A 13,804-nucleotide genomic window follows, 5' to 3' on the forward strand; every position below is an offset into this window, starting at 1 on the left:
AAACTATTTCAAATGAAAAATCAATGGGGGTATGAGAAATGGAATATAATTTTAAAGAAATTGAAAAGAAATGGCAGCAAAAATGGTTTTCACAGAACAAATACAAAGTATCAGAGGATAGTTCAAAACCCAAATATTATGTCCTTGAGATGTTTCCATATCCTTCAGGAAAACTTCATATGGGACATGTGAGGAACTATTCGATTGGTGATGTATTTGCTCGATTTATGAGATTAAAAGGCTACAACGTTTTGCACCCGATGGGCTGGGATGCTTTTGGATTGCCAGCTGAAAATGCTGCTATAAAGCATGGGATTCATCCTTCTGACTGGACGTGGTCAAACATTGAAAATATGAAAAGGCAACTTATGGAACTTGGAATTAGCTATGATTGGGATAGAGAAGTAGCCACATGCCATCCAGATTATTATAAATGGACTCAGTGGATGTTCTTGCAGTTTTATAAAGCTGGGCTTGCTTATAGAAAGAGATCATATGTAAACTGGTGCCCATCGTGTGAGACAGTGCTTGCAAATGAACAGGTTGTAAATGGTAGATGTGAAAGATGTAAATCACTTGTTGGTAAAAAAGATTTAGAGCAGTGGTTTTTCAGAATTACCAATTATGCAGAAAGACTTCTTCGTGATATAGAAAAGCTTGATGGGTGGCCAGAAAAGGTAAAGATAATGCAAAAGAACTGGATAGGAAGAAGTGAAGGTGCAGAGATTGAGTTTGAAATTGAGGGTTTGGGTAAAAAAATAAAAGTATTTACAACAAGACCTGATACTCTTTTTGGCGTCACATACCTTGTTTTGGCTCCAGAACATCCTTTAACAAAGGAGATAATAGCAGGGAAACCTCAAGAGAAAGAATGTCTTGAGTTTATCGAAAAGATGCAATATCTAAATGAGATTGAAAGAACTTCTACAGAAACAGAAAAAGAAGGAAGGTTTACGGGTGGATATGCTATTCATCCTCTAACAGGTGAAAGAGTGCCAATATACATTGCAAATTATGTACTGGTTGATTATGGAACAGGGGCTGTAATGGGTGTCCCAGCCCATGACCAGAGGGATTTTGAGTTTGCCAAAAAATATAATCTTTCAATTAAAGTTGTAATAAAAGGTGAAGGTATTGACATTGAAAATCTTCAGAGTGCTTATGAAGACGAAGGTGTTTTGATTAATTCTGGAATTTTTAATGGGCTTAATAACAAAGAAGCTATGAAAAAGATAACACAGTACCTGGAACAAAAAGGTGTTGGCAGGGCGTGTGTCACATATAAACTCAGAGACTGGTTAATATCCAGGCAGCGTTATTGGGGAGCTCCAATTCCCATTGTATATTGTGAAGAATGTGGAATTGTTCCTGTACCAGAGGAAGATTTGCCTGTTTTATTACCTTACAATGTTGAATTTAAACCAACAGGTCAGTCACCACTTTCTTATTGTGAAGAGTTTGTCAACACTACATGCCCGAAGTGCGGGAAGCCTGCAAAGAGAGAAACTGATACAATGGACACATTTATATGTTCATCGTGGTATTATTTTAGATACACAGACCCCAAAAATGATAAAAAACCTTTTGAAAAATCGCTTGTTTCTTACTGGCTTCCTGTTGACCAGTATATTGGCGGGGTTGAACATGCTATATTGCATCTTCTGTATTCGAGGTTCTTTACAAAGGTGCTATATGACCTTGGCTATGTACCTTTTGAAGAGCCTTTCAAGAACCTCTTGACCCAAGGCATGGTGTTAAAAGATGGAGCAAAGATGTCAAAATCACTGGGAAATATAGTCAGTCCTGAAGACATAGTAGAAAGGTATGGAGCTGACACAGCAAGGTTGTTTATACTCTTTGCTGCACCACCAGAGAGAGATTTGGAGTGGTCAGACCAAGGGGTTGAAGGATGTTTTAGGTTTTTAAATAGGCTGTGGAGACTTTATATAGAACTTAAAGACAAACTTGCAGATGATAATCTTATTGGTGAGTCTGAACTTGACGATGAACTAAGATATAGATTAAATTATACAATTAAAAAGGTTACAGAGGATATAGCAGAGAGGTTTAATTTTAATACTGCTATCAGTACTATCATGGAGCTTTTGAATTTCTTGTATGAGTACAAAGAATGTGGCAAATTAAATAAAGATTTAATTAAAGATACACTCAGGAATTTATTGATATTGATTTATCCATTTACGCCTCATATTGCATGTGAGCTATGGGAGATTATGGGGTATGGTAATGATATTGAAGAGGTAAACTGGCCTCAGTACAATGAAGCTGCTCTTGTTCGAAAGAACGTAGAGATTGCTATTCAGATAAATGGCAAGGTAAGGTCAAGGATGAACATCTCTGTGGATATGACAGAAGAAGAAGTGAAACAGGCAGTTATATGTGACGAGAAACTTAAAGCTCTTTTGAATGGGAAAGAAATAGTCAAGTTTGTGTATGTGAAAAATAGACTTGTTAACATTGTGGTGAAATAATAAAGAGGGCATTTTGAGATGTGCCCTCTTTATTTTAATTTTCTTTTTTGCAGTGTTGTAAAATCTATTGTTTTTGTTGACCTGAGTTTTAGTTTCATTTTTTTTCGCTTAAACCTGATTATAGTTATTACTGTAAATAGAAACGCACATAAAACAACTACTGCCAAGATTTCTATAACAAGCTTAGTACCCTTTATCAAATCCTTTTTTACGTTTTGTAAAATTTTTTTTGAAGTTTGCATTTCGTAGCTTTCATATGAAAGAACAGGAATGGAACTGATGAGGTATCCCCTGCTGTACACATACACATTTCCGATTACTGTGTCCTTGTATATTGGCAGTTTTAGGTCCTTTAAAAAGTCTATAGTGTATGTTAAATCAGATTCTGCTGGTGAATAAACATTTTGAAGAACATAAACAGGGGTTTTGAGATATCCATCCAGCCATTTGTGGTTTGTTTTGTCTATTAATACCTTTCCGACAATTTGATGTTCTGAAAAAAGTTTCACTCTTTTAAAATTGTTAAAGCCATAATTAAACAGCTTAATTGCGTCTGAAAAAGCATCTTCAGAAGAGAGAATAACAGCAATAAGTTCTATGTTGTCTTTTTTAGCGGAGGCAATTAAGCATCTTTTTGCCTGGGCTGTATAACCTGTTTTTATTCCTGTTGCATATGGGTAATAATATTTAGAGTTTTTTCGCAAAAGCTTATTTATATTATAAATTATCTGCCACTCAGGTTTTTTATGCATTGAAGCAGTGGTTATTCTATATTCAACTGTAGAAAATATCTTTCTCAAAATTTCATTTTGATAAGCCTGTCTTGCAATAAGGCTCAAATCATAAGCAGTTGTATAATGCTGAGGAGAGTGAAGTCCGTTAGGATTTACAAAATGAGAATTTTCGGCACCAATACTTTTTGCATACTGGTTCATTTTCTCAACAAATGCGGGGATATTACCTGATATATTTTCAGCAATCACATTAGCTGCATCGTTTGCAGATATCAAAAGCATTGCGTAAAGAAGGTCCTGGAAAGATATAGTCTCACCTGGATTCAAATAATAACTGCTACTTCCTGGTTCAATCATTGTTGCTTTTGAAGAAACTTTAAATATCTTGTTAAGATTATGTTCATATGATATAGCAACAAGTGCTGTGAGAACCTTGGTAGTACTTGCAGGAAAACATGTTAAATTAGAATTTTTTTCAAATAAAATCTGCCCCGTATGTGCTTCAACCAAAATGGCTGACTTTGCGCTCAAGCCAAGTTTGTCTGTGGACTCTTGCTGTGAGTATGTATACAAGGGGTATGTAAAAAGTATTGCAAAAAAAAGAGCTGAAATAATTAGATATAAGGCTACCTTTTTTAGAAACTGAGACATTAAATACTGTCACCGCCTTCAAAAGATTTGTGTGCATGTGATAAAATAAGTATATATTATGACCAGCTTTTATGTCAATTGCTGGACTTCTGGCGATAGTGTCAAGAGTTTGTAGGAAAAAATTTTTATCAGAATATACCTGCATTATAGAAGCTACAACTAATCAAAGACTTTAATGCTCTTCGTAACTGGTTAACTTTACCATTTGCTATAACTGGTATATTATTCCACTTTTCCGTACCTTTTCGTACTCTTTTCCCGTTCTTTATAATTCCTTTTGCTATTTCTTTAACTTCTTGCCTTTCTGACTTCTTGGCTTTTATCTTCTCTAAATATACATTCATAAGTTCAAAACCATTATATTTTAAACTCAATAACTTTACCATGGTCTCCGCTATATCTTCGCTCCATCCTCTTGGTCTTGAACTCATCCTCTCTGCTAATACATGACTTACATGCCCTTCTGCACTACATCCCTTTATATTAACATTCGCTGCTTCTAATACTATATTATCCCAGTGCGAAAGTATGTATCTCCTTCCCTTCTTTATCCTCCTCTTAGCTAACTCATCTTCTTTTACCTCCTCCATCTTTTCTTTTACTAATGCCTCAAATCCCTCTCTATCCTTCTCTCTTAATGCTTTCAAAATCTCATTAAATAATTTTCTATCCCCTCCTGCTATTTTCATTATCTCCTTCGTTAAGTGAAACTTATCTAATACAAATTCCGCTCCATCTATCCACTCTAATCCCTTCTTTATCCAATTAGCTCCATCTCCTAAAAGATATATGTTTTCTATCTTCTCAACTTCAAAATTCTCTTCAATATACTTACCCACTTTTGCCCAAAAATCATCTGCATCCTCTTTTACACTGCTAAAATAATGCAAATCCTTTAATTCCTTCCTAATAACAACGCCCTTCTCTTCCTTATATCCCGTATTTATGTAAGCAAGCTTCGCTATCTCTTTCTTCCCATTCTGTAATGAAATATGGTCTTCATCCGCCTCGATATAAAGCTCTTTTACAACTTTCTTCTCTCCTTTTACACTCTTGCTATGCTGGATTTCATCTAATTCTTTACTATCTATCCCTTTCAAAATATTCATTACACTTTGTCTACTAATCCTATCCTCCCCTAATACTTCCTTTGCTGCCTTCTCATATGACATGTCTACTACTCTCTCTATTATCGCTCCCTTTACCGCATTGTCTATCCTTTGATATCTCTCTATCCCTAAAACTATATCAACTAAATAAACATATCCTTTGCCTTCCTTATCTTTGTAATATGTTCTCTCATATTCAATATCACCAAATATTGTCTTTAAACCCCTCTTGTCTCTCCTCACAACTTCATACCTCTTCTTCCTCTCTTCGTTTTCTTTCAATGATTCATCTATAAGTTCACATGCTTCCTTTATCATCTCCTTGCCTATCAGGTCTAACTGCTTCTTAAGTTCAATTGAATATTCCGCTAAATCCTTCTCCCTTTTCACTATCTTCTCTAATCCTTCCTCAAAAGTCTTTAAAAGTTCTTCTATTTTTGATACAATATTTTCAGTCATTTTGCTCCCTCCTTTGGTTTGTTTTTCCTTTTTCTTTTTTTATTTTTTCATCATTATATTCTACTTCATTTTTTCTCTTCTACCAAGAGGAGGGAGCTTTTTTCCATCCAATGTCCTATAAATATTTTACACTAAGCTTCTGGCAAAACTTTTTATTTATTTATCAAATACCATAACCAAAAAAAAAGAAGGTGAAATAAGATGCCTGTATTTACAAAAAGAGAAAAGGTTATGATTGTGATTATTGGTGTACTTCTTATGCTCAATGTATACCAGTATTTTACGCACAATGGTCTTTCGGACAAAAGCACTGGGGAAGTGGTTACCATTGAGTCGCAAGAAGGCGACAATGACATTGCGAACAATGAAGGTAAAGAAACAGCTGAGACAAATATTCAAGATTTTCAGCAAAAATGCATTGTTTATGTGTGCGGAAACGTAAAAAATCCAGGAGTTTATGAGCTTTTACCAGGCAGCAGAATAAACGATGCCTTGGTTTTGGCGGGTGGAGCTCTACCTGGAAGTGACCTGAATTCAATTAATCTTGCTGAGAAAATTTCTGATGGGCAAAAGATTTATATTCCAAAGATAGGCGAAGTGCAGTCGCAAAGTAGTTTGTCTTCTTCAACGGGTGGAACAAAACAAGAAACTATTTCTGAAGATGAAAGAAAAATTAACATAAATACTGCTACCAAAGAAGAGTTGAAAACTCTTAATAGAATTGGTGATAAACTTGCTGAAAGGATAATAGAATATAGACAAAAGCATGGACCATTTAAAAGTATTGAAGAGATAAAAAACGTAAACGGTATTGGGGAGAAGATATTCGAGAGTATTAAGGATTCTATCACAGTGCAATAAATTAATTGACAAAACTCAAATAAAAGTTTATAATACAACCGTTATGATACGAGGTGACTGTAAAGATGAGATTAGATGTATCAAAGTTAAAAACAAATGGTGACTCTGAAGAGTTTGAATTTTGTGAATCTTGGGAAAAGCTTGAATTTAGAGGTGATATTTTATTTTTTGTAGAACCTATCTATTTTTACGGAGTTGCTACAAAGAAGGGAAATTTAATTGAGGTCAGTGGCAATGTTAAAACAAAACTAAAAACTATATGTTACAGATGCACAGATGATGCTTATGTTGAAGTTGACGTTCCTTTTTATGAAGAGTACTCAAATAGAGAAGACACTACAGATGATGAGGTAATTAAGTTTGAAGATGATGTCATTGAATTTGATGATAGTATAATTGCAACAATTGTTCTGTATCTGCCGATGAAGTACCTGTGTAAGGAAGACTGCAAAGGGCTTTGTCCTGTGTGCGGGACAAACCTAAATGTGAGTTCATGTTCATGTGAAAAAGATGATATTGACCCAAGATTGAGTATTTTAAAAACACTTATTAATGAGCTTGAGACAGATGAGAAAAAGGAGGTGTAAAATGAAATGGCACAACCAAAAAGAAGATGGTCAAAACAAAGAACACACAAACACAGAGCAAATTGGAAATTGGAAATTCCAAATCTTACAGAGTGTCCACAGTGTCATGAGATGAAACTTCCTCACAGGGTATGTCCAAATTGTGGGTATTATAGAAATAGAAAAGTTGTAAACCAAGACTAACAAAATAGCCCTGATTTATTTTCAGGGCTATTTTGCTTTGGGTACATAAAAGGTATTTTAATTGTAATGAAAAAATGATAAATTAATAGAAAAGGGTGATAAAAACTGGTCAAACGAAAAATAAGAAAGGTTATCGGAATCAGGCGAAAATTAGTTGAACCAAGGAGAAAGTTATATCTTGATATATTGGTATACAGAAACCTAAAAAAACTTCTTTCAACCCTTGAGTTTCAAACCGTCTTCATTTACATGAGCCTTCCATATGAAGTTGATACCAAAAGAATTATTGAATATCTTATCAAAAAAAATAAAAAGGTCTGTATGCCTAAGATTGTAAATAGTGCAGAAATGGTGGCGTGTGAGTATAAAAGAGAGAATAAGCTTCACAGAAATAAGCTTGGTATCTTGGAGCCGTCAAGCAAGCAGCAGATACCTCCATCACAAATAGATGTCTGTATAGTACCTATTGTTGCGTTTGACAAAGATTTAAACAGGGTGGGGTTTGGCAAAGGTTACTATGATAGGTTTTTGAAAAAGGTAGCCCAACATTGTGTGAAGGTTGGGATTGCATACCATTTTCAAAAGGTAAAAAGAATCAAAGCAAATGAGCACGACGTAAAGCTTGATGTAATTGTGACTGACAGGCTTGTCTTGTTGCAAAAAAATGCATATAGGGGAGAATGTGATGAGAAGGATACTACTTAAAAATGCAAAAGAGGGTATGGTGCTTGCACGGGACATATACAGTGAGGATGGCAAAGTTTTAATTGCAAGTGGTCAGAAACTCACAAATAGTGTTATAAAAAGGTTAAAAGAATTTGGAGTTTATGACATTTACATTGTAGATGACAATACCGAGATTTACATAGAGGATGTTATAACCAAAGAGATAAAAGAAAAAGCATTTGAGATTGTAAATGGTGTTTTTACGTCAAAATATATAAATACGCAAGAGATTACTCCTGAAATAAAGGAGCTTGTTAGCAAAATAATTTCTTCTCTTTTGAACCAAAAAGAGGTTATCTTAAACCTGTGTGATATACGTACAGTTGGGAACTACACACTTTTTCATTCACTCAACACAACAGTGCTCTCAATTCTGATTGGGATAAAGCTGGGATATGATTTTGATAAACTCATGGTACTTGGTATGGGCACTTTACTTCACGATATTGGTAAAATAAAAATTCCCAGAAATATTTTAAGTAAGAGAGGACCTCTTCAGGAAAAGGAATATGAGATGATAAAGATGCACACAATTGTTGGATATGATATCTTAAGCTCTGAGTACAAATTTGACCAAAATGTTGCAGAGATTGCACTTTTTCATCACGAGAGATTGGATGGCAGTGGTTATCCTTTTGGCAAAACCAGAGATGAAATCCCGCAAATGGCTAAAATTGTAGCTGTGGCAGATGTGTTTGACGCTTTAGTTAGTGACAGAGAGTTTAGAAAGCGATTAAAACCTCACATGGCAATTGAATATTTGCTAAATTCATGTTCAACACATTTTGATAGTTATATCGTTTCCAAGTTTGTCACATTTATTTCTCTTTTTCAAATTGGTACACCGGTTGTACTCAATACTCGAGAAAAAGGAATAGTTGTTCACAATAACCCCAAGTTTCCATCAAGGCCAATTGTTAGAATTTTTTATGATAGTGAAGGTAAAAGGCTTGCATTTCGCAAGGATATAGATTTGGCTTTGAATTTCCACTATTATATTGTTGATGTGTTAGATGATTTAGAGATATGAAACCAGGAAAGAAGAAAGGTGCAAAAGAGAAATGAGTTTTGTTCATCTTCACCTTCATACTGAGTATAGTTTGTTGGACGGAGCTTGTAGGATTGATAGGCTTTTTGAAAGAGTAAAAGATTTAAATATGAACGCTGTGGGAATAACTGATCATGGAGCAATGTATGGTGTTATAGATTTTTACAAAACTGCCAAGGAAAATGGTATCAAGCCTATAATTGGATGTGAGGTATATTTAGCTCCACGGACTCGCTTTGATAAAGAACCAAATATCGACAATGATATCCACCATCTTGTCCTTCTTGCTATGGACAATGATGGCTACAGAAATCTTTCCAAGATAGTTTCAATTGGATTTGTTGAAGGATTTTACTATAAACCAAGGGTTGACAGAGAAGTCTTGAGCAAATATTCAAAAGGACTTATAGCTCTTACAAGTTGTCTTGCAGGGGAGATTCCTAAACTGATTTTGAGAGAGCAAAAGGAAAAACTGTATGATGCAATTAATTTTTATAAAGAGGTGTTTGGAGAAAACTTTTACTTTGAACTTCAATATCATTACATTGATGAGCAAAGATTTGTAAATAATGAACTTATGAGGCTATCAAAAAAATATCAAATTCCGCTTGTGGCAACAAATGATGTTCATTATTTGAGGAGAGAAGATAGAAACCTTCATGATATTTTGCTTTGCATTCAAACAGGAAAAACTATAAGTGACTCTAATCGCATGGAGTTTCCAACTGATGAATTTTATCTCAAGTCACCCGAAGAGATGCAACAGCTTTTTGGTTACATTCCGGAAGCACTGAAAAACACGTTGGAGATTGCTGAAAAATGTAATGTTGAGTTTGAGTTTGGTAAGATTAACCTTCCGAAATTTCAACTGCCAGAAGGCAAAAGTGACGCATTTGAATACCTTAAAGAGTTGGCTTTAGAAGGATTCAAAAAGAGATATAAAAATGACGACAAAGCTGCATATGACAGGCTTATGATGGAACTTCAAGTGATAAAAGATATGGGATTTGTCGAATATTTTTTAATAGTTCAGGACTTTATAAACTATGCTAAACAAAACAACATAATGGTAGGTCCTGGTAGAGGTTCTGCAGCGGGAAGTATTGTGGCATATTGTCTGGGTATTACGAATGTTGACCCAATAAAGTATGACCTTCTTTTTGAGAGATTTCTAAATCCAGAAAGAGTATCTATGCCTGACATAGACATCGACTTTTGTTATCAAAGAAGACAGGAAGTGATTGACTATGTCACTCGCAAATATGGAGAGGATAGAGTGAGTCAGATAATAACCTTTGGAACAATGGCAGCAAGGGCTTCAATCAGAGATGTTGGACGGGTTCTGGGAGTTCCATATTCTCAGGTGGACGAAATTGCAAAGATGATTCCGTTTTCTCCAGGGATGACCATTGACAAGGCACTTGAGATAAACCATGACCTTAAAAAGATTTATGAACAAAATGATACAGTGAGAAGAATAATTGATACAGCAAGAAATCTTGAAGGTATGCCAAGACATGCGTCTGTTCATGCTGCCGGTGTTGTGATTTCAAGTTGTCCAATTACAGATTTAGTGCCGTTGGCAAGGACAGATGATGCTATTGTTACTCAGTTTCCAATGACAACGTTGGAAGAACTTGGACTTTTGAAGATGGATTTTCTTGGGTTAAGGACACTTACTGTAATTCAAAATACGTTGGAGCTTGTGAAGAAAAATAGAGGCATAGAGATTGATTTAGACAGGATAGACTATAATGACAAAAATGTTTATGAATTTATATCAGAAGGAAACACAAACGGTGTGTTCCAGCTTGAAAGCAGTGGCATGAAACAGTTTATGAAAGAACTCAAACCTGAAAACTTAGAGGATATTATTGCAGGAATTTCCCTATTTAGACCTGGCCCCATGGACCAGATTCCAGTTTATATCCAAAACAAGAATAACAGAGAAAAAATTGAATATCTCCATCCCAGCCTTGAGCCAATTTTGAATGTCACCTATGGATGTATTGTGTATCAAGAACAAGTTATGCAAATTTTCAGAACACTTGCTGGATATTCGCTTGGAAGAGCTGACCTTGTGAGAAGAGCAATGGCAAAGAAAAAAGCCGATATACTGATGGAAGAAAAGGACAGATTCATTGAAGGAGCTATGGCAAATGGAATAGATAAAGAAACAGCTGAAAAGATTTTTGCCATTATAGAAGATTTTGCAAGTTATGCATTTAACAAATCACATGCTGCCGCATATGCTATATTAGCATATCAGACAGCATATTTGAAAAAGTATTATACCATCGAGTTTATGGCAAGCTTAATTACAAGTGTTATGAACTCGAATGAGAAGGTTGGAATGTATATTGAAGAGTGCAGAAAATTTGGAATATCTATTTTGCCACCTGATATAAACAAAAGTAGTTATGACTTTACAATTGAAGGAAATAGTATAAGGTTTGGACTAAGAGCTATAAAAAGCTTGGGAGAAAATGTCATTGCCCACATCTTAAAAGAGAGAGAGAAAAAAGGAGAATTTAAGGATTTATATGACTTTATAATGAGGGTTGATACAAATACTGTAAACAAAAGGATTATTGAAAATTTGATACGTTCGGGTGCATTTGACTTTACAGGTTTAAATAGAAATTCGCTTTTAGCTTCAGTAGAGGATATTCTTGCTATAAAACAAACTAAAAAGAAGAATGCAAATCAGTTTAGTTTTTTTGAGATATCCGGTAACGAAAATGAAAGTTTTGTATACAAAAATATGCCTCAACCAACTGCCCAGGAACTCATGAAAATGGAAAAGGATACAATTGGAGTATATATAAGCAGTCATCCGCTTGAAAAGTATACAGAGGAAATTTCAAAATATAATATAACTCCTCTCTCTGAGATATCTGCTATGTCTGAAGAAGATGAATACAAATTTGAACAAATACTTGTGTGTGGAATATTAAAAGAAGTAAAAGTAAAACTTACAAAGAACAACCTGACAATGGCATTTGCAAAATTAGAGGATTTGACAGACTCTGTTGAGGTGTTATTTTTTCCTAACGTTTATGAGAAGTATTCTCATTTGATAAAGGAAGATATGGTTGTGATAATGGAGGCAAAGGCAACATTCAGAGAGGATGAAGGAGTAAAAGTTATTGCTCAAAAAGTAGACAGGTTGGGTGAGAAGCATCAGGAAGGTCAGGGAAGCGGTGAAAAAGCAATCGCAATAAGGGTAAGTGATGATACAATATTAAAGTCAAAAAAGTTCTTAGCATTTATAAAGTTCTTTTCAGGAAAGTCAAAAATAGTTCTTTATTATAATCAAAAAAGGCTAATTTCCAAGTCAAACTTATGTATAGAAATAAATCCTACTGTGATTGAACAGCTCAAAGAGTGGTTTGGCGATGAAAATGTTTGGATAGAAGATATAGATTCTTGATTTTTAGACCGTTTTGTTATAATATTTGAAAAGAGGTGAGATGAAATATGGAAAATGAAAATGTATACGAATACAAAAATGGTGACTATATAGTGGTCAAAGCACTTGAAAACGGAGTAAATGTCATAGGGCTTACAAGAGGCAAGGACACAAAACTTCATCACACAGAGAAACTTGACAGTGGTGAAGTTTTACTTGCTCAGTTTACTGAAGTTACGTCGGCAATTAAGGTAAGAGGTAGGGCTGAGATCTATACAAAGTTTGGGCTTATTGTTTCAGAGTCCCAGAATAAATGATGGTGTAGAAGGTGTTTTTATGTGGGAAGTTGTTTATATAACCTCAAATAGTGAGATTGCTAACAAAATCAAAGAGGAGCTTGAGAAGGTAGGGATTCTTGCAAAGGTTAAATCTATTTCTCAAGAAGGGAAAGAAGGTTATTTTGAGATAATAGTGCCAGAAACAGAGCTCAATGAAGCACACAACATAATAATTGAAAAAGGATTTTAAACTAAAAAGAAAGGGGAACAGAATATATGCCAGAAGTGAGAACTATTGGTGTTTTGACAAGTGGTGGCGATGCACCAGGAATGAATGCTGCTATTCGCGCTGTTGTGAGAACTGGTATATACTATGGATTTAGAGTAATGGGTATAAGACGAGGTTATAATGGTCTTATTGAAGGCGATATTTTTGAGATGAACTTAAGGTCTGTTTCAGATATAATCCAACGTGGTGGAACAATCCTTTTGACTGCAAGGTCTCCTGAGTTTATGACAGAAAATGGACTCAAAAAAGCTGCTTCAATGTGTAAAATCTTTAAAATAGATGCTCTTGTTGTAATTGGCGGAGACGGGTCTTTCAGAGGGGCAAGAGACTTAAGTAAATTTGGCATCAACGTTGTTGGAATTCCCGGAACTATCGACAATGATATCGCATGTACAGACTACACTATTGGTTTTGATACAGCATTGAATACTGTCCAGGATGCAATTAACAAGATAAGAGACACAGCAACCTCTCATGAAAGAGTTAGTATTCTTGAGGTAATGGGACGTCATGCGGGATATATTGCTCTTTATAGTGGCATTGCAGGCGGTGCTGAGTCGATCGTAATTCCCGAAAAAGGTCTTGACAAGGATGAGATAATAAGAAGAATAATTGATGGAAAAAACAAAGGAAAGCTTCACAACTTGATCATATTGGCTGAGGGAATTGGTGGAGCAACAGAGCTTGCAAAGGAGATTGAAGAAGCGACTGGAATAGAGACAAGAGCGACCATCCTTGGGTATATTCAGAGAGGTGGCTCGCCTACTGCGTATGACAGAGTTGTTGCAAGTTTGATGGGGGCAAAAGCTGTTGAGGTTATCAAGGAAGGGAAGCAGAACAGGATAATTGCAATGAAGGATGGAAAGATTGTTGATTATGATATTGACGAAGCACTTTCTATGCAAAAGACAATTGATGAATACATGTACAATTTAGCTACTATCCTTTCTTTATAACTTTTTATGGAGGGTTTAA

General features: G+C 35.1%; 12 protein-coding genes. 10 read left to right on the top strand and 2 right to left on the bottom strand.

Features of this window, described 5'->3' with window-relative positions:
- Positions 1 to 38: 38 nt before the first annotated feature.
- Complete coding sequence (leuS, locus tag ATHE_RS06265; RefSeq protein ID WP_015907743.1) at positions 39 to 2,492, top strand: leucine--tRNA ligase; 2,454 nt, start codon at positions 39 to 41, stop codon at positions 2,490 to 2,492.
- 29 nt (positions 2,493 to 2,521) lie between these two features.
- Here leuS and ATHE_RS06270 read toward each other — a convergent pair whose 3' ends face one another.
- Both ATHE_RS06270 and ATHE_RS06275 read right to left on the bottom strand, forming a co-directional pair.
- Positions 2,522 to 3,877, bottom strand: a complete 1,356-nt coding sequence (locus ATHE_RS06270; RefSeq protein WP_015907744.1) for a D-alanyl-D-alanine carboxypeptidase family protein — start codon at positions 3,875 to 3,877, stop codon at positions 2,522 to 2,524.
- A gap of 128 nt (positions 3,878 to 4,005) precedes the next feature.
- Entirely contained in the window at positions 4,006 to 5,445 is a 1,440-nt protein-coding gene (locus tag ATHE_RS06275; RefSeq protein ID WP_015906731.1) for an ISLre2-like element ISCbe4 family transposase, read from the bottom strand.
- A 201-nt stretch (positions 5,446 to 5,646) separates the two neighbouring features.
- Here ATHE_RS06275 and ATHE_RS06280 point away from each other — a divergent pair, with 201 nt between their 5' ends.
- From ATHE_RS06280 to pfkA, 9 genes are all read left to right on the top strand, one after another.
- Positions 5,647 to 6,306: a helix-hairpin-helix domain-containing protein gene (locus ATHE_RS06280; protein ID WP_015907745.1), complete on the top strand. Its 660-nt coding sequence runs from the start codon at positions 5,647 to 5,649 to the stop codon at positions 6,304 to 6,306.
- 65 nt (positions 6,307 to 6,371) lie between these two features.
- Positions 6,372 to 6,893, top strand: a complete 522-nt coding sequence (locus ATHE_RS06285) for a YceD family protein (protein ID WP_015907746.1) — start codon at positions 6,372 to 6,374, stop codon at positions 6,891 to 6,893.
- Positions 6,894 to 6,899: 6 nt separating this feature from the next.
- Entirely contained in the window at positions 6,900 to 7,076 is a 177-nt protein-coding gene (rpmF, locus tag ATHE_RS06290; protein ID WP_013403355.1) for a 50S ribosomal protein L32, read from the top strand.
- 120 nt (positions 7,077 to 7,196) lie between these two features.
- Positions 7,197 to 7,781, top strand: a complete 585-nt coding sequence (locus ATHE_RS06295; protein ID WP_256861659.1) for a 5-formyltetrahydrofolate cyclo-ligase — start codon at positions 7,197 to 7,199, stop codon at positions 7,779 to 7,781.
- Complete coding sequence (locus tag ATHE_RS06300; RefSeq protein WP_015907748.1) at positions 7,762 to 8,832, top strand: HD-GYP domain-containing protein; 1,071 nt, start codon at positions 7,762 to 7,764, stop codon at positions 8,830 to 8,832. The genes ATHE_RS06295 and ATHE_RS06300 overlap by 20 nt, the downstream gene beginning before the upstream one ends.
- A 31-nt stretch (positions 8,833 to 8,863) precedes the next feature.
- A complete protein-coding gene (locus ATHE_RS06305) occupies positions 8,864 to 12,283 on the top strand; it encodes a DNA polymerase III subunit alpha (RefSeq protein WP_015907749.1) in 3,420 nt (1,139 codons plus the stop codon).
- Positions 12,284 to 12,330: 47 nt separating this feature from the next.
- Positions 12,331 to 12,579, top strand: coding sequence for a trp RNA-binding attenuation protein MtrB (mtrB, locus tag ATHE_RS06310; protein ID WP_013403351.1), 249 nt, complete (start codon positions 12,331 to 12,333; stop codon positions 12,577 to 12,579).
- Between the two features lie 19 nt (positions 12,580 to 12,598).
- Positions 12,599 to 12,790 (top strand): hypothetical protein, encoded by a 192-nt coding sequence (locus ATHE_RS06315; protein ID WP_015907750.1) that lies wholly within the window; start codon positions 12,599 to 12,601, stop codon positions 12,788 to 12,790.
- 26 nt (positions 12,791 to 12,816) lie between these two features.
- Positions 12,817 to 13,785 carry a 6-phosphofructokinase gene (gene pfkA, locus ATHE_RS06320; RefSeq protein WP_013403349.1) on the top strand — a complete coding sequence of 323 codons (969 nt, stop codon included), beginning with the start codon at positions 12,817 to 12,819 and terminating at the stop codon, positions 13,783 to 13,785.
- Positions 13,786 to 13,804 lie beyond the last annotated feature (19 nt).

Origin of the sequence: Caldicellulosiruptor bescii DSM 6725, from assembly GCF_000022325.1 — a bacterium.
Taxonomy (GTDB): Bacteria; Bacillota; Thermoanaerobacteria; order Caldicellulosiruptorales; family Caldicellulosiruptoraceae; genus Caldicellulosiruptor; species Caldicellulosiruptor bescii.